Raw genomic sequence first — 26,531 nt, forward strand, 5'->3', positions numbered from 1 at the left:
TGCGCAATGTCCCAATATCTGGAAATCCACCCCCTTACCAAATCCGCCTTCGCACCGTTCGGTGAGGTCATCGAAGCCGATCCCGCAACCATGCGTTATATCAACGGCGGCAATACCGAGCGCTTTCACGGGCTCGCCGCACCCGAAGCTGTGGGTGAGGGGGCGCGCGTTGTCATCAACCTCTTTCGCGGCCAGCCGCGCGCTTTCCCTTATGAGCTCGGTATGATGGAGCGGCACCCCCTCGGCAGCCAGAGTTTTTCGCCGATCACCAGCCGTCCTTTCCTTGTCGTCGTGTCGGAAGATGAAGGCGACCGTCCAGGTCGTCCGGAGGTCTTTCTGGCGCGTGGCGATCAAGGCGTGAACTATCGCCGCAATGTCTGGCATCATCCGCTGATGGCGCTTGGCAGACCCAGCGATTTTCTGGTTGTCGATCGCGACGGGCCCGGCAACAATTTGGAAGAATTCTTCTTCGACACTCCCTTCATCATTAAAGAGCCAGACCTATGACCGGACTGACCACTCATGTTCTCGATACTGCTCTCGGCAAGCCGGCACAGGGGTTACGGATCGATCTTTTTCATATCGAGGGCGAGATGCGCCACCATATCAAGACCGTCGAGACCAACGCCGATGGGCGTGTCGATGGCGGGCCGATCTTGATTGGGGAAAACTTCCGCGTCGGAACCTATGAATTGCTCTTTCATGCCGGGGATTATTTGAGAGCGAGCGGAATGTCGCTGCCGCACCCGGCCTTCCTCGATCTCGTGCCGATCCGCTTCGGTATTGCCGATACATCCGTGCATTATCACGTGCCGCTGCTGATCTCCCCTTACGGTTACTCCACCTATCGGGGCAGCTGACATGCGTTTTGCTGCAATCGCCGATATACACGGAAACTGCGCTGCGCTTGAAGCCGTGCTGGCTGACATCGCTGCGCAAGAGATTACGGATATCGTCAATCTCGGTGATTGCTTCAGCGGACCGTTGGAGGCAGGCAAGGTGGCGGACCGACTATTGTCGCTGTCCATTCCGACCGTGCGCGGCAACCACGATCGCTATCTGATCGAGCAACAGCCGGAAGAAATGCATATCTCAGATGCCGCCGCCTATACGCAGCTTGGCACGGCGCATCTCGATTGGGTACGGTCGCTGCCGGTCGACCTGATCTACAGGGACGAGGTCTATCTCTGCCACGCGACGCCCACGGACGACAATCTCTGCTGGCTGGATATGGCCGTTGCCGACGGCAGCGTTGTGCTCAGGCCGCAGGCGGAGATCGAAGCGCTCGCGGAAGGTATCGATAGCCCGCTGATCCTGTGTGGCCACACCCATATTCCACGCATCGCAGCGCTTTCCGGCGGCCGTCTTATCGTCAATCCCGGCAGCGTCGGCGCCCCGGCCTATGACGATGACAAGCCCTATCCGCACAAGGTCGAGACCGGCCACGCGATGGCGAGTTACGCGGTTCTGGAAAAATCGGCCGGTGGATGGACAGCGCAATTCCGCAATATTCGATACGACAACATGGCCATGTCGGCCCTGGCAGCAGCCAATGGCCGCCCCGAATGGGCGTCCGCGCTCGCCACAGGTCGGATGCCGCATTCTTACTGACGGCTGGCGATGATCGAGGAATCGACATCCTTGATGTCGCGCTTGCCGCAAAGGGCCATCGTGATGTCCATCTCCTTGCGGATGATTTCGAGCGCCAGCGTGACGCCGTCCTTGCCCATCGCGCCGAGGCCATAGAGGAAAGGGCGACCGATATAGGCGCCGCGGGCGCCGAGCGCCACGGCTTTCAGAACATCCTGGCCGGAGCGGATGCCGCCGTCGATATGCACCTCGATACGGCCAGCGACGGCATCGACGATCCTGGGCAGCATACTGATCGAGGAGGGGGCGCCATCGAGCTGGCGGCCGCCGTGATTGGAAACGACGATCGCGTCGGCGCCGGTATCGACGGCCTGTTTTGCGTCCTCGACGTCGAGGATACCCTTGATGATCAACGGCCCTCCCCACTGCTCCTTGATCCAGGCAACGTCCTTCCAGGAAAGCTCAGGGTCGAACTGCTCGTGCGTGAACTTCGAAATCGACGAGAGGTCGGTGACACCCTTGGCATGGCCCAGGATATTGCCGAAGCTGCGACGCTTCGTCTTCAACATATCCATGCACCAGAGGGGGCGGGTCGCCATCTGCCAGATATGTTTCGGCGTGAATTTTGGGGGGGCCGATAGGCCGTTACGCAGATCCTTGTGGCGTTGGCCGAGGATCTGCAGATCAGCAGTCAACACCAGAGCGGAGCATCCGGCGGCTTTGGCGCGGTTTATGAGATTGACGACGAAATCCCTGTCACGCATGACGTAGAGTTGAAACCAGAAAGGTTTGGTCGTGACAGAGGCAACGTCTTCGATTGAGCAGATGCTCATGGTCGAAAGCGTGAAGGGTACGCCGAATTCTTCTGCCGCGCGCGCGGCCAGCATTTCACCGTCGGCATGCTGCATGCCGGTCATGCCTGTCGGAGCAAGCGCCACAGGCATCGACACTTTCTGGCCGATCATCGTCGTCTCAAGCGTGCGGTTGGTCATGTCGACCAGCACTCGCTGGCGCAGCTTGATATCGCGGAAATCGCCTTCGTTGGCGGCGTAAGTCGATTCCGTCCAGGCGCCGGAATCCGCATAGTCGAAGAACATCTTCGGCACACGGCGCTGAGCCATTTTCTTGAGATCGGCAATGGTAAGCGGTGTGGCCATGAAACGAACCTTCAGATCTGAACGGTTCGCTCATGTACCATGCTTTTTCGGCGCTTCGCCATTTGATTTCAGGGCAGCTTTACTTCAGCCGGTAGGTTGGAAGAGCCCGCTCTTCATCGCAACACCAGCTACATAGGTTTGCGCCACAGAGCGGTCGTCGCCCATGGTCTGCAGCAGGAAAAGCTCTTCCGGCAGCGTCTTCACCACGTCCATCTTCAGGGCCATGGCCGGCGTTGCGGCCGCGTTGAGGACGACGAGGTCGGCGTCGGTGCCGGGCTCCAGCGTGCCGATCTTATCAGCAAGCGAGAGCGCCTCTGCGTTGCCGAGCGTCATGTAATAATAGCTGTCCAGCGGGTTCAGCCGCTCTCCGAGCAACTGCTGGATCTTGTAAGCTTCGTCCATAGTGCGCAGCATGGAATAGCTTGAGCCGCCGCCGATATCGGTGGCAACGCCGATGCGAACAGGTTTTTCGCGACGGGCGAGCGCCTTCAGCGGGAAGAGGCCGGAGCCGAGGAAGAGGTTCGAGGTCGGGCAGTGAACGGCGACCGCACCGGCTTCGCTCATGGCGTCGGCTTCGCGCTCGGAAAGATGGATGGCGTGGCCGAAGAGGCTCTTCGGCCCCAGCAGCCCATAGCGCGCATAGATATCGGTATAGTCGGCCGCTTCCGGGTAGAGTTCGCAGGTGAAACTGATCTCGTCGTGATTTTCCGACAGATGTGTCTGAATGTGCAGGTCGGGAAATTCGCGCGCCAGTGCCGCCGTTGCTTCCATCTGCGCCGGCGTGGAGGTGATGGCAAAGCGCGGCGTGATGGCGACGTGATTGCGGCCCTTGCCGTGCCAGTCCGCAATCACTTGCCGGGTTTCGTCGTAACCCATCTCAGGCGTATCGAGCAGGCCTTGCGGCGCGTTGCGGTCCATCATCACCTTGCCGCCGACCATGCGCATGTTGCGGCGCATGGCTTCGGCAAAATAGGCGTCGGCCGAGGTCTTGTGGACAGAGCAATAGGCGACTGCTGTGGTGGTGCCGTGGCGAATCAGTTCGTCGTAGAAATGGGTTGCGATCCTCTCGGCATGGGCGCTTTCGACAAAGCGGCATTCCTCCGGGAAAGTGTAGGTATTCAGCCATTCCAGGAGGTTTGCGGCATAGGAGGCGATCACCTGCATCTGCGGGAAATGCAGATGCATGTCGATGAGGCCCGGCATGATGAGATGCGGACGATGATCGATCTCGTTGATGTCAACAGGTGCGTTTGCCTTGATGTCGGCGTAGGCGCCTCTGGCGGCGATAATGCCGTCCTCGACCAACAGGCCGCCATCCGTCTCGTAAAAATAGCTTTCGCTATCCGCGAGGCTCAGGGGCGCGCGGCGGAAGGAAAGCAGGCGTCCGCGCAGGAGTGTTGTGGTCATTCTTTTTTGCTTTCGACTGCACTTTCGAACCAGGCGACCAGCAGCTTGCGCTCGTCGGGCGTGATGTCGGTCACGTTGCCCGGCGGCATGGCATGACTGCGGCCCGCCTGTATATAGATTTCGCGCGCATGGGCGGCGATATCAGCGTCATTTTCCAAAATTACGCCCTTCGGCGGCCGAGCGATACCTTCATAGGCCGGTTCTGCCGCGTGGCACATGGAACAGCGTGTGCCGATCAACTGCTTCACATCAGGAAAATGCGGATCGCCGGCAAATTGCTGGAAGGCGGGTGCTACGGATGCGCTCTGATCGGTGCCGGTCAGGATCTTCGGTGCCGTCGACAGCCACATGATAAGGATGAAGAGCACGACCGTGACGATCCACGTCCAAGTCGGCCTGCCCTTGCGGGCATGGGTGGTGTTGAACCAATGGCGGATGGTGACGCCCATCAGGAAGACCAGTGCCGCGATCACCCAGTTGAAGGCAGTGCCGAAAGCCAGCGGATAATGGTTCGACAGCATGAAGAAGATGACGGGCAGCGTCAGGTAGTTGTTGTGCAGCGAGCGCTGCTTGGCCATGTAGCCGTATTTGGCATCCGGCGTGCGTCCGGCGATCAGGTCGGCGACGACGATCTTCTGGTTGGGAATGATGATCATGAAAACGTTGGCCGACATGATCGTGGCGGTGAAGGCGCCAAGATGGAGGAAGGCGGCGCGGCCGGTGAAGACCTGCGTGTAGCCCCAGGCCATGAAGACCAGCACGACATAGAGCACCGCCATCAGGCCCCAGGTGTTCTTGCCGAGCGGCGACTTGCAGAGCAGATCGTAGACGATCCAGCCGAAGCCGAGCGATGCGAGCGAGATCAGGATTGCCACAGGCTTGGAGATATCGAGGACATGGCGGTCGATGAGGAAGAGATCGGCCCCGCCATAATAGACGATGCAGAGCATCAGGAACCCGGAGAGCCAGGTGAAATAGCTCTCATATTTGAACCAGGTCAGGTGCTCCGGCATCTCAGCCGGCGCCACGAGATATTTCTGGATATGGTAGAAGCCGCCGCCATGGACCTGCCATTCCTCGCCATGGACGCCGGCGGGCAGATGCGGGCGCTTCACCAGACCAAGGTCGAGCGCGATGAAATAGAAGGACGATCCGATCCAGGCGATCGCGGTGACGACGTGGAACCAGCGCGCCGCAAAGGCCAGCCACTCCCAGGCTATGGCATATTCATACATTCAGTTCCCCTGTTCTTCCTCCGACTCGCAAGAGTGCGAGAAATTCCGGCAGGAGGGAAGGGGGAACGTGGGGTTTCTTGCCGCATTGGCCATTGCAGGAAGAGCTTGCCGGGTTCGGCATTTGTGCTAAGGCATCGCCAACGACGCTATGAAGGAGCCGCTGAAACATGCAGATCGAAGTCCCTTGCCCGAAGTGCCGCAACACGCGCATGAAGTTTCCGCGCCCGCAGCCGATCGACAGCGACATCATCACCTGCTTCAGCTGCAATTTCGAACTCGGCACCTATGGCTCGATCAAGAAAAAGATGGTGGCGATGCTGAACCGCGTCGCGGCTGCCGAACAACAGCAGAAGAAGAAGCACTGAGAGCGGGGCGACCCGCCATATCGGGCGCCGCATTACCGGCGACAGAACCGGCCAGAGCAACTCTCCGTGGATTGGCCGGGAATATGTCCACGTCTGCATCGCCCATGCCTCCCGCGTCGCCCTCTGACTTTTCTATGCCACTTGACGGAAAGAAGACCCTCGGATATGGGTAATCGATAACCCAAGGGAGGAACCGGGTGGCGGCGTCGCTGTCGGATATCGCGGAAAGGGCTGGAGTCTCGATAAAGACCGTCTCCGGGGCGCTCCATGGCGGCTCCGCGCGGATGTCCGACGAGACGCGTGCGAAGATTAAGGAAATCGCAGACGAGCTCGGTTACGTCACCAATCTCGCAGCCCGTGGCGTGCGTCAAGGGTGGCTGCCGCTGATCGGCGTAGTCGCCGACGAGCTTATCACCTCTCCCTTCGCGACGGAAATCATTCGTGGTCTCGATGGCGCTGCCCGAAGCGCGGAGCTGGCGGTCTTCGTTATGAACCTTGGGGGAAAGCGCGATATCGTTTCCGTTCTTGAAGAGGTTCGCCGGTTTCGTCCGCGTGCCATTGCATTTGCTGCCATGTATCACAAGATAGTGTCGCTGCCGCCGGAGCTCTCCAAGAACGTCGGTGTCATGATCAACTGCCGCGAGGCGGATAGTCGCGTCATCTCACTGGTGCCGGATGAAGAGGCGGCCGCCGCCGAGGTCACCCGTCACCTGCTTGCCGCAGGGCGGCGTCGCGTCGCCTTTATCAATCTTCCCGGTCTCCTGGCGGGCGACTTGCGCGAGCAGGGCTTCCGGAGTGCCTTGGCCGAGGCCGGCCTTGCGCCTGTCGCCGTCTTGCCGGCTGTTCGCCGCCCGATCTACAGCGACCGTGCCCCCAGTCTCGTCCTGCCACATGTCACAGCGCTGATGCAGGCGGCCGAGCGTCCTGACGCCATTCTTTGCGGCAATGATCGCGTCGCCATGGAGGTCTATGCCGCGCTGCGGCGAGTCGGGGCATCGATCCCCAATGACGTCGCGGTGGCGAGCTTCGATAATCAGGTCGAGATCGCCGCGCGTCTCGATCCGCCCTTGACGACCATGGCGCTGCCGCATCGCGCCATGGGCCATCTTGCCGCCGAGATCCTGCTGGCCGGGGAGGCCGGCAGGCCAATGCTGCGAAAGCTGCCGTTTCAGCTCGTGGAACGGTCTTCCGTTTAAACATCGACGCATGCCTATCAATGGAGGAGAACATAATGGGTAAACGTTTACTTCAAGCTCTGCTTCTGTCTTCGGCCTCGCTGGTCGCGACTGCCAGCTTCGCTGAGGCAAAGACAGTCATTCACATGATGCATCAGGGCGACCCCGGTTGGGTCAAGGCCTATGCAGACGTCGCTAAACGATTCGAAGCAGCCAACCCTGACGTCGACATCGAATTCATCTATGCGCCCCACGACGCTTATAATGAGAAGTTCAGCGCCGCTGTCATGTCCAAGCAGTTGCCTGATATCATGGAGATCGACGCGCCATTCCTCGCCAACTATGTCTGGTCGGGCTATCTGCAGCCGATTAAGTCGCTGATCGACAAGGATGTCATCGACGACATGACATCCTCAAACGTCTCACAGGGGACTTATCCGATCGACAAGGAGCTCTATGCCGTTGGCCTCACGGACTCGTCCGTCGTGCTCTACGGCAACAAAAAGTACCTGGAAGCTATCGGCGCCCGCATCCCGAAGTCGGTCGATGATGCCTGGACCAAGGAGGAGTTCGAGGGGTACCTTGAGAAGCTCTCCAAGCTCGATGGCGTGAAGTGGCCGATCGACACCTTCCGTGGCTACGGCATCAAAACCGAATGGATTACCTATGCGTATGGTCCGTTGCTTGAAAGCGCCGGTTGCGACCTGATCGACCGCACGAGCTGGAAGGCGACGGGAACGCTCGACAGCGACGCCTGCGTCCGCGCGCTGACGATGATGCAGACGTGGGTGAAGAACGACTGGGTTGTTCCAGGATCATCGGGCACCAACCAGTTCTATGCGGAGGGCCATCCGGCAGCATTGGCACTCGGCGGGCACTGGTTCTACGCGGAAGCCGCCGCGGCGATGAAGGATGATCTCGTCGTGATGCCCCTGCCGAAGCTCGGCGACAAGGGCGTCAGCCCCAACGGCACCTGGATCTGGGGGATCACCAAGACCTCCGAGCATCCCGAAATCGCCGGAAAGTTCTTGAGCTTTCTGCTGAAAGACAAGGATTATCGCGAATATGCCAAGCACGAATCGGCCTTTCCCGGACTAAAGAGCTTCGCGGAATCCTCCCCGCTCTACGCGCCTGGCGGAGCGATGGCGGTGGCCTTCGAGCAAGCCTCGAAGACTGCGGTCGCCCGTCCGCCGCATCCGGCCTATCCGGCAATTACCTCCGCCTTCATGCAAGCCGTCGACAAGGCCTTCAACGGCGGTGACGTGAAGCAGGCCCTGTCCGAAGCCGCTCAGAAGATCGACGAGGATATCCAAGACAATGACGGCTATCCGCCGTTCGATGCCCAGCAATGAAGCCGAGCTTCGGGGCCGGGAGGCCCGGCCCCGAAAGCGCTCGTCATGACGGAACAAACTACGAGGAGGAGACGATGACACTGCAACAATCACCCGCCGCTGCCCGACCGCTCGTCGGCAGACGCCGCGATTCCGGCCGGCTCATGCAGGAACTGCTGATGATTGCGCCCGCAGTCGCCCTGCTCGCCTGCTTCCTGATTGCACCATTTCTGTTGTCGTTCTGGACGTCGATGACCAATCAGCCGCTGGTGCCGCGCCCGACACCGATCCGCTTCATAGGCCTGCAGAATTTCATTCGCATCTTCAACGACCCGCTGTTCTGGACCTCGTTGTGGAATGTAACCCGTTTTACCATCTGGGTTCTGCCGGTTCAGTGCGGTATGGCATTTGCCACGGCGCTGCTGCTCCACCAGAAAATTCCCGGCCGCAACCTGCTCCGCGGCATGTTCTTTCTGCCCGCTATCACGTCAATGGTCGTCGTCTGCGTTATCTGGGGCACGCTCTTCCAGTATCCGAGCGGCCCGCTGAACCAGATCGTCGGTTTTCTCTCCGCTGGTCACATACAGCCGATCGATTGGCTCGGTGATCCCAAGTGGGCAATGTTTTCCATTGTGCTTCTGTCGGCCTGGCAGGCCTATGGCTTCCAGATGATCGTTTATCTCGCCGGGCTGCAGGGAATTCCCGACGAGCTCTATGACGCCTCAAGGATTGACGGAGCCAGTGTCTTGCAGCGTTTCTGGCATGTCACGATGCCGGGCCTGCGACCGACCCACGTCTTCGTGCTCGTGATCACTACGATCCAGGCCTTCAAGCTCTACACCCAAGTCGCCATCCTTACTCAGGGTGGACCGAGCGGAAGCACGGAAACCGTCGTTCATTACATGGTGAGGACAGGATTCGAGCAGCAGAAGCTTGGCTACGCCTCTGCCGTATCGGTGATCCTCTTTGTCATCGTCCTCGTAATCGCGCTCCTTCAGCGCCAACTACTGAGACGTTTCGATGTCTGATATCGCTCTCCCTCGTGTCCTGCCCGCTGAACGCTCCGGCAAGATCTCGTTTCGAATCGTTCAGACGGTCGCAATCTTCATCATCGGGCTGGTCGTGATCTCGCCGCTCTTCATGCTCTTGATCGCGAGCCTCAAGGACGACCGCTTCCAGATTCTGGCGGACATGGGCAGCTTCCGTGCCTTCTGGGTTTCGAACCCGACGTTCTCCAACTTCAACGAGATCGCCCATTTTTCCGGCGAACTAGCCTATGGCCGCTATCTCTTCAATTCGCTGGTAATCCTGACCGTCACCGTGGCGTCGGGTCTTGTCGTCAATTCGATGGCAGGCTTCGTTCTCGCCTGGGGCTCGCTGCGCGGCAAGGCAGTGCTACTGTCACTCGTCGTCGCTCTCTACGTCATTCCGCAGGAAAGCATCATCATGCCGCTGGTGGTGATGATGTCGCGCGCCGGGTTGACGGACACCTTCGCCGTTCAGATCCTGCCCTGGGTCGCGAGCCCGCTTTACATTTTTCTGTTCTATCAATTCTTCGCCCAGCTTCCGAAGGAGCTTTACGAGGCAGCTGAGATCGACGGAGCGTCAATCTTCAGGATCTACCGCTCGATCTATCTCCCGCTCAGCCTTCCGGCGCTGGCAACGGTGTCGATCCTCATGGGTATCGAAAGCTGGAATCAGTATCTCTGGCCGACCTTGGTGACGCAGACTGACTACGCCCGGCCAATCGCCGTCGCGATTGCCACTTTCTTTGGTCAGGACAGCATCTATTGGGATCGCGCCATGGCAGCCTCTGTCCTGATGATGATCCCCATTCTCGCCCTCTATCTTGCGTTCCAGCGCTGGTTCGTGAGCTCGTTCGTCGGCTCTGCCGTGAAAGGTTGATTGATGACTTACCAGGCAACGACCATCTCGTCCGCCCGCCAATTCGTGCGCGCTGAATTGGACGCCGGAACAGTCATCCACCTCTGGCTCAAATCACGCCGACCAGGCGAGACCGCGCAGATAAGCGTCGAGGTTGACGGTACCGGGCTTCAACACGTAGATACCTCAAGGGCGACGGAATTCGAATTCAGCAAGGTTGTACTGTCTCGTGGCGGCAGTGCTGAATTGACCTATGATCCCAATACAACCGCCGTTTCGGTCATCTACGCCTTTCATCCTGCACGCGTGCAGAACGAGGGGATCCGCGTTCTCCAACACAGCGCCGAAAACGCGCCTCCAGCTCTTTCGGATGGCTATCATTTCCGGCCACCGTTTGGCTGGATGAATGATCCGAACGGCTTTGGCCGGTTTGGCGGGCAGGTGCATCTTTTCTACCAGCATTATCCTCACAGCCTGCGTTGGAACACCATGCATTGGGGACATGCCGTGTCGAACGACTATGTCCATTGGCGGCATCTTCCGGTCTTCCTGTTTCCGTCGGATGACCTGTCGCAGCGCGACGACGGACGCGGCGGCGCCTTTTCCGGTTCGGCCATAGCATGGGCCGGGCAGGGCGGAGAAGGTATCCGCATCTTCTACACCGAGCAGGTGCGGGATCGAAAACCGGAAGAGCAGATCCAGCTGTCGGCGATCAGCCGCGACAGTCTTTCGGCGGAGCCGTCCGCCGTGATTCTCCCGGAGCGACCAGGCGGGTTGGACCTGACGCTCGACTTCCGCGATCCCTATGTCTTCAAGGGGCCTGACGGGCGCTGGAAGATGTTGCTCGGCAGCCGCGACAAGGCTGGCGGCGTCATTCTGCTCTATGAGACGCTTAATTCGGCGGGCGCCGATGGATGGGCGTTCCTCGGCACGCTGCACCGGGAAAATCGCTACGGCATGACGGCGGCGGAATGTCCGTGCATGGTGCCGCTTGGCGATGCTGGCGCCTCTGAAACGCGGTGGGCGTTAATATTCGGACTTCTCACGAGCCGGGATGCGAAGACCGGGCGCCGGAATATGACCAGTGTCACGGTCGGGCGCTTCGATGGCCAAAGCTTTACTCCAGAACTGGAGCAGGAACTGGATTTTGGTTCAGACGCCTATGCTTTTCAGGCCTTCGTCGATGATGGCGGTCCAGTCGGAATTGCATGGCTCGCCAACTGGACAGATGTTTCCAAAAAGGAGGACTTTCAAACGGCAATGACCTTGCCACGCCGGGTGCTATGGGACGGAACGGCGGTCCTGACGCCGCCGGTGGAAGGTGTCAACGCGCTTCGGCATGCGGAGCTTGATCGCACCCGTCTGGCAGCGGGGGAACGGTTGCCATTTGAGAACGGCGCCGTCGAGATCGAATTGGATCTTTCAAGCCCTGGTGCAGCCTTCGAATTACGCTTCGACCATCCTGACATGGACCTAGCGGTTCGCCTGAACGGCGAAGGCCTGGAGATCCTCTTTGGTGATCGCACCGGCAAGGCTTCACCCCGCTACCTCGCGGCAGCTGCGCGACCGTCAACGGTGCGCGTGTTCGTTGATGCCGGATCGATCGAAGTCTTCGCCGACAACGGCCGGTGGACAGGAACCAAGCGACTGCCGACCTTTATGGGCGTCAAGGCCGCACAACTATTTCAAGGAATTGGTTCGATCGCCGGCGCCCGCGTCTGGCAACTCAAGCTCTAATTTTGGTGGGAGGCTATAATGGCATCGGTCGCCATCGATGAAGTCAAGAAGCAGTATGGTGCGGCATCCGTGATACACGGCGTTTCCGTGGACATAGCGGACGGTGAGTTCGTCACGCTTGTCGGGCCGTCAGGCTGCGGCAAATCTACTTTACTGCGCATGCTTGCAGGACTCGAGGATATCAGCGGCGGCGAAATCCGCATCGGTGGGCGCGTCGTCAACGAGGTGCCGCCAAAGGAACGTGACATCGCAATGGTGTTTCAGAGCTACGCGCTCTACCCGCATATGACGGTCGAGGAGAATATGGGATTTGCCCTCAAGCTTCAGGGCCAGGACAAGACGACAATCTCAAAGCGCGTGCGCGAGGCGGCCGGGATACTGGCGCTCGAACCACTTCTTGACAGGCTGCCGAAGCAATTGAGCGGCGGGCAGCGGCAGCGTGTGGCTATGGGGCGCGCGATTGTCCGGCATCCAAAAGTGTTTCTCTTTGACGAGCCATTGTCGAATCTCGACGCGAAATTGCGGGTGACGATGCGCGCCGAGATCAAGGAACTGCACCAGCGCCTGAAGACGACGACCGTTTACGTCACCCACGACCAGATCGAAGCCATGACCATGGCCGACAAGATTGTCGTCATGCGCGCCGGAAGCATCGAACAGGTCGGAAAACCGCTCGATCTCTATGACCGTCCGGTAAACACTTTCGTCGCGACCTTCATCGGCTCTCCCGCCATGAACGTATTCAACGGGAAGAGCAACGGGGGTCGTTTTGTTCTGGATGGGGGCCCTGCTCTGCCTTTGCCCAGCGCCCCAGGCATCGCGGAGATCGCCCGGTATGGCATTAGGCCGGAGCACATTGCACTGTCAGTGGATGAGGCCGGTGTCCCCGCACAGATTATCCTCGTTGAACCGACCGGCCCGGAAACGATGCTCATTGTGAAGATCGCCGACCAGACGGCGACGGTGATGCTTCGCGATCGGATTGACGTTCAGCCGGGGCAGAGCGTGCAACTCAGTTTCGACCCAGCAAAGCTTCACCTTTTTGACTCGGCGGGAGATCGCGTTAACTAAACTGAACCGCCCGTAGGATGCGATGGGCGTCGCGGTTGTGCGGGTGTTGCTGATTCAAGAACAAGCCCTGTGGAGGCGATCGCCACCCGACCCCAAATCGGTCGGGACTGGCCGAGCGCCTCTCCATGTGCGAGCTCTTGACGGCTATGGAAGCATTCCCGGCATAGAGAAGGAAAGCTTGATGCGGCGTTCGGCATTTATGCTAAGGCATCGCCCACGATGCTATGAAGGAGCCGCTGAAAGATGCAGATCGAAGTCCCTTGCCCGAAGTGCCGCAACACGCGCATGAAGTTTCCGCGCCCGCAACCGATCGACAGCGACATCATCACTTGCTTCAGCTGCAATTTCGAACTCGGCACCTATGGCTCGATCAAGAAAAAGATGATGGCGATGCTGAACCGCGTCGCGGCTGCCGAACAGCAGCAGAAGAAACATTGAAGGTGGGGCGATCCCTCGCCCTCATCGGACAGCCTGGTTGCGGTTCTCAGTCTCGAGGCGACCTGCGGTATCGAGCAGCGCCTTAAGCAGAGGGAGATCACGCACTGAGGGAGGGGACGGGCTTGCCGTCCCGCCACGTGCCGCTGCCGAACACGAACGCCAAAGCCTGCCGCGGCGCTCCCATAGGGAATATTTATCGACACAATTTGAGGTGCGATCCGCTTGCTGGCAGCGCTATTCAGCCGGCGTGTGTTTCGCGTGCCTTAAAAAACGGCCGATTTCTGCGACATTTTATCCGCCGTGAATGCGTCAATGTGGAACAGAAGGTTCCTTGAAATGTGCAGATTGAATAACAGTTGTTAAATATTGGGCCGCCGGACGAGGTGGAATCCGCATCAACTGGCGGCGCATTCATCGACGGAGAAGATGCCCATGCGCAGCATTCTGACATGCGTGATGATTGCATATGCGTCGTTCGCGACGGCCCACGACGCCGCTACGGGTTGGAGTTACGACCCCTATTGTTGCAATGGAAATGCTCATAACGGCGATTGCCAGATGATCCCGTCCAAGACTGTGGCCATCACTCCTGGTGGCTATCTGTTGACGTTGAAGCCCGGCGATCACCGGCTTGTGACGCGCGAGCACGTCTTTTTGCTGCCGATGACAAAGGCGATGCATTCGGGCGATAGCGACTATCACCTCTGCTTGTTCCCGAACGAGGATACGCCGCGATGTTTCTATGCGCCCGATATGGGCTTCTGAGCGAGATCTAGATCCGTTGCGTTCATGCGACGAATTCAGTCCTGTTCGACATCGAATTTCTGCAGCAGCCATTTCCGGAAGTTTCTGATTTTCGGCACGTTGCGTCTATTTTCGGGATAGGCCAGCCAATAGTCGCGTCCGTCGCTGCCGGTCAGCTCGAACGGCTGGTAAAGCCGTCCGGCGGCGATATCGTCCTGAAAATGGCCCGGATTGAGCATGGCAACACCGCCGCCAGCCATGGCGATGCTGGCGTCAAGAATTTGGGTGCCGAATTCGCTTTTCGGATAGCGGGAGAGGTCAGGGTTCTCGACGCCAGCCAAAGCAAACCATTGCGCCCACCAGGGGTCGGCGGCGCTGATCAGCGATAGTTTCAAAAGGTCTGCGGGCTCATGCACGCCCCCGATTTCGGCCGCCAGCTTCGGACTCAGCATGGGTGCGAAATCGAGTTTCATGATGCGGTGGCAGACGAGGCCGGGCCAATCGCCGCGACCCCAGCGGATCGCGACATCGGCCGCCTCTTTCTGAAAGTCGACGAGACTGCCCGAGGTGACGAGCCTGACGGCAATATAGGGAAACTGCAGTTGGAACGAGCCTATGTAGCGCGAGAGCCATTGCTGGGCGAAAGTTGCGGTCGAATGGATCGTTAGGGTTTCCTCAGTTGCCTTGCGCATCGATGCCATTGCTTCGCTCAGGATATTGAATGCATAGGAAACTTTGGGGGCGAGATATTCGCCCGCTTCGGTCAACTCGATCTGGCGCGGGCGGCGCAGAAAAAGGGGCTCGCCGACATTCTCCTCCAGAAGCTTGATCTGGTAGCTGACAGCCGTCTGAGTCATGCCAAGTTCGTCGCCGGCCTTGGTGAAACTGCCAAGCCGGGCCACGGCTTCGAAGACGCGCAGTGCATTCAGCGGGAACTGCTTCGACAGTTTCATGGATAAACGCTCTTTATGCATGCAGACGGTTGTTCGATTGGAATTGCAGCATTTTTCTCGGCAAACTGCAATCATCTCATCAAACCATTAAGGTGATGTCATGAGTTGCCACGCCATCGAAGAGCGCCGTTTTTCTGCAAGAGAAGCATTGGTCACGGCTATCCGCCGGCTGGCCCGAGGGGTCGGCAGCCGGATGCCGCGGCTGGATATGGATGCCATGCCCGATCGCATCAAGCGCGATCTCGGTTTCCTGGACGGACGGGATCCGCACTATGAGGACGATCGGTCCCGATAGGCCTCTAGTGCGGTCAGGATTTCGGCTGCCGTCATTGCGGCGATCACTTCGGGACGCTTGTCCTTCACAGCCGATCCACCGATCGGCAGGGTGAGGCGGTCGAGCCAGGAGCGTTCGCCGCCAGCCTCGCGGATAAGCCAGTTCGCAAAGGTTGCCCGTTTGGTGGCAGAGCCGATCATGCCAACATAGGCGAAATCGGTGCGCGCAAGCGCCTCGCCGGCGATCAGGAAATCCAGCGCGTGGTCGTGGGTGAGGATGACGAGGACCGCATCAGCGGGCATGTTCTTCACCAAGGCCTCGGGCATCGGCACGAGCCGGCTTTTCGTCGAGGCTGGGAGATTGGCAAGCTCCTCTTTCCGGGTTTCGATGACGGTAACCGAAAGCGGCAGTGGCGCGAGTGCCGCGGCAAGGGCGCGGCCAACATGGCCAGCACCGAAGACATAGACTTCCGGCATGCGTTCGACTTCGCTTTCCTGCTTCTTCTCCAGCTCATCCCTTACGGACTTCGTCACGCGCCGGAAGCGCAGCTGCGTGCGGCCGCCGCAGCACTGGCCGATTTCGGGACCGAGCGGAATATCCATCATGTCAGTGCCGCCGGCGCTGGCGAGCAACGCCCGGGCATTGCCGATCGCGATGAACTCGAAATGGCCGCCCCCGATCGTGCCCCAGACGCTGCTGGTCGAAACCAGCATGAAAGTGCCGGCCTCGCGCGGCGTCGAGCCCTGTGTGTGTGTTATCTCGACGAGCACCGCATCGGGCTGCAGGGCAAGGAAGGCGCGGAAGTCGCTACCGGGCACAAAACCGGAGAGGATTTCGCGCCGTGTCATCGCTACACCCTTTTCATCCTTTCGACCGCCATCAGCACGCGTTCGGGCGTGGCAGGCGCATCGAGGTGGGGGCAGATGCGATAGTTTGCAACGCTGGCGACGGCCATGGAGAGGGCTTCCAGCACCGAGATCGCCAGCATGAACGGCGGCTCGCCAACGGCCTTGGAACGGCCGATCGTGGCTTCCGCGTTTTCGGACCATTCGGCGAGGCGCACATTGAATATCTTGGGCCGGTCGGAAGCGAGCGGGATCTTGTAGGTGGAGGGCGCATGAGTGCGCAGGCGCCCCTTGTCATCCCACCAGAGCTCCTCCGTCGTCAGCCATCCCATGCCTTGGACGAAGGCGCCTTCGACCTGGCCGATATCGATCGCCGGGTTCAGGGAGCGGCCGACATCGTGGAGGATATCGGTGCGGTCGACGAGATATTCGCCGGTCAGCGTATCGATCGAGACTTCGGAGCAAGCGGCGCCATAGGCGAAATAATAGAAGGGTGTGCCACGACCGGCCTTCCGGTCCCAATGGATCTTCGGCGTCTTGTAGAAGCCTGCGGCCGAAAGCTGGACGCGGGCGAAATAGGCCTGCTTGATGAAATCAGGGAAAGGGATTTCCAGATCGCCGACCCGCACGCGGTTTGGCAGAAACACGATTTCTTCGGCCGGAACGCCCCATTTCTCGGCGGCAAAGGCGACGAGCCGCTCCTTGATCTGGCGGGCTGCATCGAAGGCGGCCATGCCGTTCAGGTCCGAACCGGAGGAGGCAGCGGTGGCCGATGTGTTCGGTACCTTGCCGGTCGTGGTCGCCGTGATCTTCACGCGGTCTATATCGATCTGGAAACTGTCGGCGAGAACCTGCGCCACCTTGGTGTAGAGGCCCTGGCCCATTTCCGTGCCGCCATGGTTTAGGTGGACCGAGCCATCCTGATAGACATGGACGAGGGCGCCAGCCTGATTGAAGGCGGTCATGGTGAAGGAGATGCCGAACTTGACCGGTGTGAGCGCAATGCCCTTGCGGATATAGCGGCTGTCGCGGTTGAAGGCCACGATGGCGTTGCGCCGGGTACGGTAGTCGGCGCTGTCTTCCAGCTCCTCGACGACGCGGGCGATGATATTGTCCTCGACCTCCTGATGGTAGGGCGTGGCCGTGCGTCCCGAACCCGGCTGGCCGTAAAAATTCAACTTGCGGATATCGAGCGGATCCTTGCCTACGGCATAGGCGATCTCTTCGATGAAACGTTCGGCACCGAGCATGCCCTGCGGGCCGCCGAAACCGCGAAAGGCGGTGTTCGAGACGGTATGGGTCTTCAGCGGCTGCGAGGTCAGATGTACATGCGGATAGAAGTAGCTGGAATCCGCATGGAAGAGGGCGCGGTCGGTCACGGGGCCTGACAGGTCAGATGAGAAGCCGCAGCGGGCCGAATAGGTGGCATCGACCGCGTGAATGCGGCCCTCGTCGTCGAAGCCGAGTTCATAGTCGACGCGGAAGTCGTGGCGCTTGCCGGTGGCGCTCATGTCCTCATCGCGGTCGGGACGGAACTTGATGGCGCGGTTCAGCTTCTTGGCTGCCACTGCGGCAAGGGCCGCGAACTGATTGCCCTGCGTTTCCTTGCCGCCGAAGCCGCCGCCCATGCGGCGCACATTCACGGTGACGGCGTTCGAAGGAATGTTCAGCACGTGCCCGACGATATGCTGGATTTCGCTCGGATGCTGGGTCGAGGACCAGACGGCGACCTCATCGTCCTCACCGGGGATGGCCATGGCGATATGGCTTTCCAGGTAGAAATGCTCCTGGCCGCCGATGCGCATCTGGCCTTTCAGCCGCCGCGGGGCTTTTTCCATTTCCGTCTTCGCTTCGCCACGCTGCAGCGTCATCGGGGTTATGACGAGCGGGCTGCCATTTTCAATGGCGCCGTCGATGTCGCTCCAGTGCGGCAGGTCGCGATATTCGATCTTCGCCTTGCGCGCGGCGCGGCGGGCAATCTCGCGGGTTTCAGCGATCACTGCGAAGATCGGCTGGCCGTGGAATTCGACCTTGCTTTCGGCAAGCAGCGGCTCATCGTGGCTGCCGTTCGAGCTGACGTCGTTGACGCCGGGAATGTCCTTGCCGGCGAAGACCCAGACGACGCCGGGGCAGGCCGCGACCTCGGAGAGATCCATCGAGACGATCTCGGCATGAGCCCTGTCGGAGAGGCCGAGTGCGCCATGCAGGAGGCCGGCGGGTTCCGGAATATCGTCGATATAATCGGCACTTCCGGTAACATGCTTATGCGCTGAATCATGGCGCAGCGAGACATGCATCTGGCCGTTGATGAGCTTGCGATCCTCGAAGGCGGACTTGTCCATCAGATGGCTCCCTCGAGAGGAAATGCTGTGGCGTGTGGCCCCCACATCCGCCATTCGGGCACCTTCTCCCCCAAGGGAGAAGGGGGGGACGAGACGGAGCGGCATCCCCTTCTCCCCAACAGGGAGAAGGTGGCGGCAGCCGGATGAGGGGGCCTGTTTGCGCAAACATTCATCATCCTCATCACGCCACCTCTTCGAACCGCTTCAGTTCGGCGGGCGCGCCGACCGTTTCGAGATAGAAGCGCGTCAACAGGTTCTTGGCCGTGAGCTGACGGTATTCAGCCGTTGCGCGCCAGTCCGTCAGCGGCTGGAAGTCGGTATCAAAGGCAGGGCGCGCGGCCTCGATAGTCGCTTCGCTCCAAGGCTTGCCGATCAACTCGGCCTCGACGCTGCGGGCACGCTTCGGTATTGCTGCCATGCCGCCGTAGGCGATGCGGATATCGGTGACACGCTCGGCCTCATCAAGCACCAGATAGAAGGCGCCGAGCACTGCGGTGATGTCTTCGTCGCGGCGTTTGCTGATCTTGTAGACGGCGAATTTGGCACCTGGGACCGGATAGGGCACGAAGACGCTTTCGACGAACTCGCCCGGTTTGCGGTCCTGTTTGCCATAGGCGATGAAATAGTCCTCAAGCGGCAATGTGCGCGCGCCTTCTGTCGAGCGCAGCGTCAGTTGTGCGCCGAGCGCAATGAGGGGCGGCGGGCTGTCCCCAATCGGCGAGCCGTTGGCGATGTTGCCGCCGATCGTGCCCATGTTGCGTACCTGCTCGCCGCCGATGCGGGTGATGAGGCGGGAAAAGGCAGGGATCTTCCGGGCGATAGTCTCAAATGCACGGGTATAGGTTACGCCGGCGCCGATGCTGATGCCGTATTCGCCCGCGACGATCGACTGAAGCTCTGACAAATGGTTGATGAAGACGACGGGGTTCAGGTGCCGCATCTGTTTGGTTACCCAGAGGCCGACATCGGTGGAGCCGGCAACGATTGTTGCGGTCGGCTCGGCAGCGATAACCTTCGCCAAGGCCTCGACGGAGCGCGGCACGATCAGCCGGCCTTCGTCCGATGCGATCGTCAGCGTCTCCGCCTGCATGGCCCAGAGGCGAGCGATGATTTCGGCACGGGTCTTTTCGAGCGGATCGAAGAGCGTGCTCGGACGATGCAGGCTCACCTGTTCGGCGGCCTTGACGATAGGCTCATAACCGGTGCAGCGACAGAGGTTACCTTGGAGCGCCTTTTCGATTTCGGCGCGATCGGGCTTATCGTTGGAGAGCCAGAGTCCGTACAGGGACATGACGAAGCCGGGGGTGCAGAAGCCGCATTGCGAACCGTGGCAATCGACCATGGCCTGCTGCACCGGATGCAGCGTGCCGTCCTTAGCCGCCAGATGTTCTACGGTCACGACATGGGTTGCGTGCAGCGAGCCGATGAAGCGGATGCAGGCATTGACGGATTCATAAAACAGCTTGCCGTCGATCAGCCGGCCGACCAGCACGGTGCAGGCGCCGCAATCACCCTCGGCACAGCCTTCCTTCGTGCCCGTCAGCCGCCGCTTCAGCCGGAGAAAATCGAGAAGAGTCTCCGTCGGCCGGACGTTGCGCAAGGAAACGTCCTCGCCATTGAGGATGAAGCGGATGCTGTCGTTCATGATATTCCCGGTTTGTTTTCTTAAAATGGTTATGCCGCCGTCCAGCCCCCGTCAATCGAGATATGCGTACCGGTCACCTGCCGGGCTTCCTCGCTCGCGAGGTAGAGAGCCAGGGCGCCGATTTCCTCGGCCTTGACGAATTCATGTGTCGGCTGTGCCTTGAGGATGACTTCGGTCTTGACCTGCTCCTCCGTCATGCCACGCGCCTTTGCTGTATCCGGGATCTGTTTTTCGACCAGCGGGGTGAGTACGTAGCCGGGGCAGATGGCGTTCACCGTAACACCGAATTCGGCAAGCTCGAGGGCGGCCGTCTTCGTCAGGCCCAATATACCATGTTTTGCCGCTACATAGGCAGATTTGAAGGGCGAGGCGACCAGGCCGTGTGCCGAGGCGATGTTGATGATGCGGCCCCGCTTCTTTTCCTTCATCAGCGGGATGGCAGCCCGCATCGTATGGAAGGAGCTGGACAGGTTGATGGCGATGATCTGGTCCCATTTCTCGATCGGGAAATCCTCGATCTTTTCGACATGCTGGATGCCCGCATTGTTGACGAGCACATCGACGGTTCCGAAAGTTCTGCCGGCAGTTTCGATCAGGTCGGCAATCTCGGATGGCTTCGTCATATCGGCTGGATGATAAATCGCCTTCGCCTTCGAAGACGATTCAAGACGCCGGACTATATCGTTGATTTCTTTGTCATTTCCGAAGCCGTTTATGACAACGTTGTCGCCCTTGGACGCAAAGGCACTGGCGATTGCAAGCCCGATGCCGCTGGTGGACCCGGTGACGACGACTGATCTGCTCATGCTTCTTCCTCCCTGAATCTAAGATGCTGCATTGCAGCGTCAGAGCGAAGTTATGCCCAAAGGCGTCGGGCTGGCAATCGGGAAGTGGCAGAGGGGCGGAGCGCCACTTACGCCCTTCCAAGCGGGCCGGACCTGCCCTATTGATTTGCCACGACAACAGGATAGCGCGGGAGGAATCGCATGGGTGGATATGTTCTGGCGGTCGATCAGGGAACGACTTCGACACGAGCGATCGTCTTCGACGGCGACATGAAGATCGCCGGCATGGGCCAGAAGGAATTCACGCAATTCTATCCGCGCTCCGGCTGGGTGGAGCATGATCCCGAGGAAATCTGGGATTCGGTCGTTTCCACCATTCACATGGCGCTGCGCGAAGCCAAGGTAACGGCAAAGGACATTGCTGCACTTGGCATCACCAACCAGCGCGAAACCGTCGTTGTATGGGAGCGTGAGACCGGCAAACCGATCCAGAACGCCATCGTCTGGCAGGACCGGCGCACGGCAAGCTATTGCGACAATCTCAAGCGGCAGGATCTGGAACGCACCTTCACGAAGAAGACCGGCCTGATCCTCGATCCCTATTTCTCGGGAACAAAGCTCTCCTGGATGCTCGCCAATGTGAAGGGCGCGCGGGCGAGGGCAGCGCGCGGCGACCTCTGCTTCGGCACGATCGACACTTTCCTCATCTGGCGGCTGACCGGCGGCAAGAGCTTCGTCACCGACGCAACCAATGCGTCGCGCACGCTGATGTACAATATCGCGACCAACGCGTGGGACCAGGATCTGCTCGACATCCTGCGCGTCCCCGCCGCCATGCTGCCCGAGGTGAAGGATTGCGCCGATGATTTCGGCACCATCGATCCGGAGCTTTTCGGCGCAGCCATCCCGATCCTCGGCGTGGCAGGCGACCAGCAGGCGGCGACGATCGGCCAGGCCTGCTTCGAACCGGGCATGCTGAAATCGACCTATGGCACCGGTTGCTTTGCGCTGCTCAACACCGGCAGCGATATGGTGCGATCGAAGAACCGGTTGCTGACGACCATCGCTTATCGCCTGAACGGCGAGACGACCTATGCGCTGGAGGGCTCGATCTTCATCGCAGGAGCGGCGGTGCAGTGGTTGCGCGACGGTCTCGGGATCATCGACAGGGCATCCGATACCAACGACTTGGCGGAGAAGGCCGATCCGACGCAGGAGGTCTACCTCGTACCAGCCTTCACCGGTCTCGGTGCGCCGCATTGGGATGCCAAGGCGCGCGGAGCGATCTATGGCCTGACCCGAAACACTGGTCCTGCAGAGCTTTCTCGGGCGGCGCTGGAGGCCGTCTGCTATCAGACACGCGACCTGTTGGAAGCGATGCAGAAGGACTGGAAGAACGGCACTGACGACACGGTGCTGCGCGTCGACGGCGGCATGGTGGCCTCGGACTGGACGATGCAGCGTCTCGCAGACCTGCTGGATGCACCGGTCGATCGGCCCGTCATCCTGGAGACGACGGCACTCGGGGCGGCCTGGCTGGCCGGCAGCAGGGCGGGAGTTTGGCCGGACAGGAAGAATTTTTCTGCAACGTGGAAACGCGACCGATGCTTCGAGCCGTCAATGGATGAGAAGACGCGCGCTACGAAACTGCGCGGCTGGAAGAATGCGGTGAAGCGGACGCTAAGCGAGCTCGCATAGAAACTCTTTGACTGCAGGAGCCGCAAGGGCGAGCCGTTCGATGCCGGCGTATCAAGCCCAGCAGTGGAATTTACCGGGCTGCTCCAGCAGATTTGCCAGGTTCCCCATTCATAATTTTTTGATGCGGGCTGTCGGTCAAACGGCTACTCATTCGTCATTCGGAAAGAGGAGTGACCAATGCTTTATGCAATCCTTTGCTACGCCAATGAGGAAACCGTCTTCGCCTGGACCAAGGAAGAAGAGGCCACCGTCATGGAGAAGCTCTATGCTGCGATCGAGCCGCTTGCCGCGGCCGGCAAGCTCGGCCCGACCGGCCGGCTGATGCCGACGACGGCCGCAACGACCGTGCGCAAGGGCAAGGATGAGGCCTTTGTCGTCGACGGTCCATTTGCGGAAACGAAAGAGGCGCTTCTCGGCTTCTATACGGTTGATTTCGAAACGCTGGATGAGGCGATCGCCTTCTCCAAGGAGCTTTCGGCGGTCAATCCGGGTTCCACTTCTTACGAAATACGGCCGTTCTACACCTTCAGGCCGGGAGAGATCGCATCATGACAGACATTGCCTGGATCGACCTTGCGCTTGCCTCGGCCCGGCCGAAGGCGCTCGGCGCGCTGTTACGCTATTTCCGCAATCTCGATATAGCGGAAGAGGCGTTTCAGGAGGCATGCCTGAGGGCGATCCGGACATGGCCGGAAAAGGGGCCGCCGCGCGATCCGACGGCCTGGCTAATCTTCGTCGGCCGCAATAGCGGCATCGATGCGGTGCGCAAGCGGGCGAAGATCCAGGCGCTGCCGGATGAGGACCAGATTTCGGATAAAGAGGATGCGGAAAGCGATATTGCCGAGCGGCTGGACGATTCCAACTATCGCGACGATATCCTGCGGCTGCTCTTCATCTGCTGTCATCCGGATCTGCCGGCGACCCAACAGATTGCAATGGCGCTGCGCATCGTCTCCGGCTTGTCGGTCTCGCAGATCGCGCGTGCCTTCCTCGTCTCTGAAACCGCCATGGAGCAGCGCATTACACGGGCCAAGGCGCGTGTGGCAAAGGCCGGGGTGCCTTTCGAAACGCCGAGCCCGCAGGAGAGGGCCGAGCGGCTGACGATCGTGAGCACGATGATCTATCTGATCTTCAACGAGGGCTACAGCCAGGCCGACCCAGAACAGGAAGCGGCTGCCTTCAGCGACGAGGCGATCCGGCTGGCGCGGCTGATGCTGCATATCTTCCCTGCCGAGCCGGAACTGATGGGGCTGCTTTCCCTCATGCTCTTACAGATTTCCCGCCGCCAGGCCCGCTTCAGCACCGAAGGCGAGATCGTACTGCTCGAAGATCAGGATCGCACGCTCTGGAACCAACCCCTCATCAACGAGGCGCTGGCATTGCTTGACAAGGCACTGCGTCACCGCAGGCCCGGTCCCTATCAGCTGCAGGCAGCGATCGCCGCAGTTCATTCGCGCGCAAAACGTGCCGCGGATACCGACTGGGTGGAAATCGATCTGCTCTACCGCGCGCTCGAACGCATCCAGCCTTCGCCTGTCGTGACGCTCAACCGGGCCGTCGCGGTGTCGAAGCTGAATGGTCCGCAGGAGGCGCTCGATCTCGTCGAGCAGCTTGGTGAGAAGCTCGACGGCTATTTCTATTACCATGGTCTGCGCGGCCATCTCTTGAAGCAGCTCGGCCAGCTCGGCCAGGCACGCATCGCCTTCGACCGTGCTATCGCGCTTGCCCACTCGGCGGCCGAGGCGGCTCATATCCGCCGTGAGATCGACAAGATGCAGGAAGAAGCGGCGCAGCCGGCGGTAAAATAAGCTGTACCTTCATAGGATGCAGCCCGCGGCTTTCGGGATGGGCATGAAAATCATCGATCCGTGGCGGGCATCGGCCGGACGCGGCTATCAACTTTATCGAACGATCCGTTCCAGAATTTCTGTTTGCTCTTCGCCCGCCGCATCCTTATCTCCGGATTGAATTCAACAGGATCGTGACGATGGAACTGGGCCTTTATACATTCGCCGACGTCAATCCCAATCCGTCCCGCAGCAGGGGCGTAGAAGCGGCCGAGCGGATCAGACATCTGATCGAGGAGATCGAGCTTGCCGATCAGGTCGGGCTCGACGTTTTCGGGCTCGGCGAACATCACCGGCCCGACTACGTGGCCTCGGCGCCAGTGGTGGCACTTGCAGCCGCTGCGGTAAAGACGAAGAACATTAGACTCAGCAGCGCCGTCACCGTCCTCTCCTCCGACGATCCGGTGCGGGTATTTCAGCAATTTGCGACACTCGACCTGATCTCCAACGGCCGCGCCGAGATCATGGCCGGGCGCGGTTCCTTCATCGAGTCCTTCCCGCTCTTTGGCTACAATCTCGAAGACTACGACCAGCTCTTCGAGGAGAAGCTCGATCTCCTCCTGGCTCTGCGTGACAGCGAGGTTGTCGACTGGAAGGGCGAGATGCGTGCACCGATCAATGGGCGCGGCGTCTATCCGCGGCCGCTGCAGGATCCGCTGCCGCTGTGGATTGCAGTCGGCGGTACGCCGCAGTCCGCGGCGCGCGCCGGTGCGCTCGGCCTGCCGGTGGCGCTTGCCATCATTGGCGGCGAATATCCGCGCTTTGCGCCGCTGTTCGATCTCTATCGGGAAGCCGCCCGCCGGGCAGGGCAGGATGCGGCAAAGCTGAAGACCAGCATCAATGTGCATGGCTTCATTGCCGATACGACCGAGGCCGCAGCTGATCAGTTCTATGGCCCGCAGGCTGAAGTGATGAACCGCATCGGTCGCGAGCGCGGCTGGGGTCCGACGAGCCGGGCGCATTTCGACACGTCACGCGGCCCGACCGGCAATCTCTTCCTGGGCGATCCCGAACTCGTGGCCGAGAAGATCATCGCCGCTCATAAGGTTTTCCGCAACGACCGTTTCCTGCTGCAGATGGCGATCGGGCAGATGCCGCATGATCAGGTCATGCGCGGCATCGAACTCTACGGTACAAAAGTGGCGCCGATCGTCAGAAAGGCATTGACTGGGGCTGCCGAAGGCGCGAAAGCCACCGCTTGACGAAGAGCCTGTCGCTCTCGGCAAAGCCGGAACGTGTCCATGGTTATCGAGAACGACGAAGAACTTTCCAAGCTCAAGGAGATCGGCCGTATCTGCGCCAACGCCATCCAGGTCATGGCAGCGGCGATGGAGCCGGGTATGACGACGCTCGAACTCGATCAGATCGGCCGCAAGGTTCTGGAAGATGCCGGCGCACGTTCGGCACCTGAATTCTGCTACCAGTTTCCGGGCGCGACCTGTATCAGCGTCAACGAGGAAATCGCTCACGGCATTCCCGGCCCGCGCGTCATTCGTCCGGGTGATCTCGTCAATATCGACGTTTCGGCGGAAAAAGACGGTTTCTTTGCCGATACCGGCGCTTCTTTCGCCGTGCCGCCGGTCAAATCCCGCATCGAGAAGCTTTGTCGCGACGGCAAGCGCGCGCTATGGGTAGGTCTCAACCAGATCAAGGCCGGCGAACCGCTGGCAAAGATCGGCAATGCCGTGGGCGCTTTCGCCCAGAAGAACCGCTATACACTCGTTGCCAATCTCGCCAGCCACGGCGTCGGCCGCTCGCTGCACGAGGAGCCGGCGGAGCTTTCCACCTGGCCGGATCCGTCCGAACGGCGCGTGATGACGGAAGGCCTTGTCTTTACCGTCGAACCGTTCCTGTCGCTCGGCGCCACATGGGCCGAAGGAGGCGATGACGCCTGGACGCTCTATGCCGATCCCAGGGCCCCGACGGTGCAGTACGAACACACGGTCGTTGCAACCCGCAACGGGCCGATTATTCTGACATTGGCGGCTTGAGGGCTCCGTCCCGCAGT

General features: G+C 60.1%; 26 protein-coding genes and 1 pseudogene. 19 read left to right on the top strand and 8 right to left on the bottom strand.

The window, feature by feature from the left end; all coding sequences use genetic code 11:
• The first annotated feature begins 6 nt into the window (after positions 1-6).
• The 3 genes from FHX15_RS01365 to FHX15_RS01375 are packed head-to-tail and all read left to right on the top strand — an operon-like array spanning position 7 to position 1,611.
• Positions 7-507 (top strand): ureidoglycolate lyase, encoded by a 501-nt coding sequence (locus FHX15_RS01365; RefSeq protein ID WP_184393003.1) that lies wholly within the window; start codon positions 7-9, stop codon positions 505-507.
• The gene (uraH, locus tag FHX15_RS01370) at positions 504-860 is read left to right on the top strand and encodes a hydroxyisourate hydrolase (RefSeq protein ID WP_184393005.1); all 357 of its coding nucleotides are present in this window, start codon (positions 504-506) and stop codon (positions 858-860) included. The genes FHX15_RS01365 and uraH overlap by 4 nt, the downstream gene beginning before the upstream one ends.
• 1 nt (position 861) lies before the next feature.
• Positions 862-1,611, top strand: coding sequence for a metallophosphoesterase family protein (locus FHX15_RS01375; RefSeq protein ID WP_184393007.1), 750 nt, complete (start codon positions 862-864; stop codon positions 1,609-1,611).
• Here the strand turns inward: FHX15_RS01375 and FHX15_RS01380 are convergent.
• From FHX15_RS01380 to FHX15_RS01390, 3 genes are all read right to left on the bottom strand, one after another.
• Complete coding sequence (locus tag FHX15_RS01380; protein ID WP_184393009.1) at positions 1,605-2,747, bottom strand: alpha-hydroxy acid oxidase; 1,143 nt, start codon at positions 2,745-2,747, stop codon at positions 1,605-1,607. The genes FHX15_RS01375 and FHX15_RS01380 overlap by 7 nt on opposite strands.
• 84 nt (positions 2,748-2,831) lie before the next feature.
• Positions 2,832-4,154, bottom strand: a complete 1,323-nt coding sequence (guaD, locus tag FHX15_RS01385) for a guanine deaminase (protein ID WP_184393011.1) — start codon at positions 4,152-4,154, stop codon at positions 2,832-2,834.
• Positions 4,151-5,389 carry a urate hydroxylase PuuD gene (locus FHX15_RS01390; RefSeq protein ID WP_184393013.1) on the bottom strand — a complete coding sequence of 413 codons (1,239 nt, stop codon included), beginning with the start codon at positions 5,387-5,389 and terminating at the stop codon, positions 4,151-4,153. Before FHX15_RS01390 ends, guaD begins: the two co-directional genes overlap by 4 nt.
• Positions 5,390-5,556: 167 nt before the next feature.
• On the opposite strand from FHX15_RS01390, the gene FHX15_RS01395 reads away from it, so the two are divergent.
• The 10 genes and pseudogenes from FHX15_RS01395 to FHX15_RS01440 all read left to right on the top strand — a co-directional run bounded on the left by FHX15_RS01395 (position 5,557) and on the right by FHX15_RS01440 (position 14,155).
• A complete protein-coding gene (locus tag FHX15_RS01395) occupies positions 5,557-5,754 on the top strand; it encodes a hypothetical protein (protein ID WP_112568825.1) in 198 nt (65 codons plus the stop codon).
• A gap of 22 nt (positions 5,755-5,776) precedes the next feature.
• Positions 5,777-5,875 (top strand): annotated as a pseudogene (locus FHX15_RS01400) (IS481 family transposase); the annotation flags it as partial.
• Positions 5,876-5,951: 76 nt separating this feature from the next.
• Positions 5,952-6,950 carry a LacI family DNA-binding transcriptional regulator gene (locus tag FHX15_RS01405; protein ID WP_184393015.1) on the top strand — a complete coding sequence of 333 codons (999 nt, stop codon included), beginning with the start codon at positions 5,952-5,954 and terminating at the stop codon, positions 6,948-6,950.
• A 35-nt stretch (positions 6,951-6,985) separates the two neighbouring features.
• Complete coding sequence (locus FHX15_RS01410; protein ID WP_184393017.1) at positions 6,986-8,281, top strand: ABC transporter substrate-binding protein; 1,296 nt, start codon at positions 6,986-6,988, stop codon at positions 8,279-8,281.
• Positions 8,282-8,355: 74 nt separating this feature from the next.
• Complete coding sequence (locus FHX15_RS01415; protein ID WP_184393019.1) at positions 8,356-9,288, top strand: carbohydrate ABC transporter permease; 933 nt, start codon at positions 8,356-8,358, stop codon at positions 9,286-9,288.
• The gene (locus FHX15_RS01420; RefSeq protein WP_184393021.1) at positions 9,281-10,165 is read left to right on the top strand and encodes a carbohydrate ABC transporter permease; all 885 of its coding nucleotides are present in this window, start codon (positions 9,281-9,283) and stop codon (positions 10,163-10,165) included. Before FHX15_RS01415 ends, FHX15_RS01420 begins: the two co-directional genes overlap by 8 nt.
• 3 nt (positions 10,166-10,168) lie before the next feature.
• Positions 10,169-11,881: a GH32 C-terminal domain-containing protein gene (locus FHX15_RS01425; protein ID WP_184393023.1), complete on the top strand. Its 1,713-nt coding sequence runs from the start codon at positions 10,169-10,171 to the stop codon at positions 11,879-11,881.
• 18 nt (positions 11,882-11,899) lie between these two features.
• Complete coding sequence (locus FHX15_RS01430) at positions 11,900-12,952, top strand: ABC transporter ATP-binding protein (protein ID WP_184393025.1); 1,053 nt, start codon at positions 11,900-11,902, stop codon at positions 12,950-12,952.
• 243 nt (positions 12,953-13,195) lie between these two features.
• Positions 13,196-13,390, top strand: coding sequence for a hypothetical protein (locus tag FHX15_RS01435; protein ID WP_184393027.1), 195 nt, complete (start codon positions 13,196-13,198; stop codon positions 13,388-13,390).
• 432 nt (positions 13,391-13,822) lie between these two features.
• A complete protein-coding gene (locus tag FHX15_RS01440; RefSeq protein WP_184393029.1) occupies positions 13,823-14,155 on the top strand; it encodes a hypothetical protein in 333 nt (110 codons plus the stop codon).
• 35 nt (positions 14,156-14,190) lie between these two features.
• Here the strand turns inward: FHX15_RS01440 and FHX15_RS01445 are convergent, their stop codons facing one another.
• Positions 14,191-15,087: a LysR substrate-binding domain-containing protein gene (locus tag FHX15_RS01445; RefSeq protein ID WP_246778844.1), complete on the bottom strand. Its 897-nt coding sequence runs from the start codon at positions 15,085-15,087 to the stop codon at positions 14,191-14,193.
• Between the two features lie 100 nt (positions 15,088-15,187).
• On the opposite strand from FHX15_RS01445, the gene FHX15_RS30850 reads away from it, so the two are divergent.
• Positions 15,188-15,382 (top strand): hypothetical protein, encoded by a 195-nt coding sequence (locus FHX15_RS30850; protein WP_246778845.1) that lies wholly within the window; start codon positions 15,188-15,190, stop codon positions 15,380-15,382.
• Here the strand turns inward: FHX15_RS30850 and xdhC are convergent.
• From xdhC to FHX15_RS01465, 4 genes are all read right to left on the bottom strand, one after another.
• Entirely contained in the window at positions 15,358-16,209 is an 852-nt protein-coding gene (gene xdhC / locus FHX15_RS01450; RefSeq protein WP_184393033.1) for a xanthine dehydrogenase accessory protein XdhC, read from the bottom strand. The two genes, FHX15_RS30850 and xdhC, sit on opposite strands and share 25 nt — an antisense overlap.
• 2 nt (positions 16,210-16,211) lie before the next feature.
• Positions 16,212-18,548 carry a xanthine dehydrogenase molybdopterin binding subunit gene (xdhB, locus tag FHX15_RS01455; RefSeq protein WP_184393035.1) on the bottom strand — a complete coding sequence of 779 codons (2,337 nt, stop codon included), beginning with the start codon at positions 18,546-18,548 and terminating at the stop codon, positions 16,212-16,214.
• 181 nt (positions 18,549-18,729) lie between these two features.
• Positions 18,730-20,193: a xanthine dehydrogenase small subunit gene (gene xdhA, locus FHX15_RS01460; RefSeq protein ID WP_184393037.1), complete on the bottom strand. Its 1,464-nt coding sequence runs from the start codon at positions 20,191-20,193 to the stop codon at positions 18,730-18,732.
• A gap of 29 nt (positions 20,194-20,222) precedes the next feature.
• Positions 20,223-20,999: a 3-hydroxybutyrate dehydrogenase gene (locus FHX15_RS01465; RefSeq protein WP_184393039.1), complete on the bottom strand. Its 777-nt coding sequence runs from the start codon at positions 20,997-20,999 to the stop codon at positions 20,223-20,225.
• 180 nt (positions 21,000-21,179) lie between these two features.
• Between FHX15_RS01465 and glpK the strand changes: the two genes are divergently transcribed.
• The 5 genes from glpK to map all read left to right on the top strand — a co-directional run bounded on the left by glpK (position 21,180) and on the right by map (position 26,514).
• Positions 21,180-22,676, top strand: coding sequence for a glycerol kinase GlpK (glpK, locus tag FHX15_RS01470; protein ID WP_184393041.1), 1,497 nt, complete (start codon positions 21,180-21,182; stop codon positions 22,674-22,676).
• 177 nt (positions 22,677-22,853) lie between these two features.
• The gene (locus FHX15_RS01475) at positions 22,854-23,228 is read left to right on the top strand and encodes a YciI family protein (protein ID WP_132653561.1); all 375 of its coding nucleotides are present in this window, start codon (positions 22,854-22,856) and stop codon (positions 23,226-23,228) included.
• Entirely contained in the window at positions 23,225-24,484 is a 1,260-nt protein-coding gene (locus FHX15_RS01480; protein ID WP_184393043.1) for an RNA polymerase sigma factor, read from the top strand. The genes FHX15_RS01475 and FHX15_RS01480 overlap by 4 nt, the downstream gene beginning before the upstream one ends.
• A gap of 179 nt (positions 24,485-24,663) precedes the next feature.
• The gene (locus FHX15_RS01485) at positions 24,664-25,725 is read left to right on the top strand and encodes an LLM class flavin-dependent oxidoreductase (RefSeq protein ID WP_184393044.1); all 1,062 of its coding nucleotides are present in this window, start codon (positions 24,664-24,666) and stop codon (positions 25,723-25,725) included.
• Positions 25,726-25,764: 39 nt separating this feature from the next.
• The gene (gene map, locus FHX15_RS01490) at positions 25,765-26,514 is read left to right on the top strand and encodes a type I methionyl aminopeptidase (protein WP_184393046.1); all 750 of its coding nucleotides are present in this window, start codon (positions 25,765-25,767) and stop codon (positions 26,512-26,514) included.
• The last annotated feature ends 17 nt before the right edge of the window (positions 26,515-26,531 follow it).

Origin of the sequence: Rhizobium sp. BK650, from assembly GCF_014195325.1 — a bacterium.
Taxonomy (GTDB): domain Bacteria; phylum Pseudomonadota; class Alphaproteobacteria; order Rhizobiales; family Rhizobiaceae; genus Rhizobium.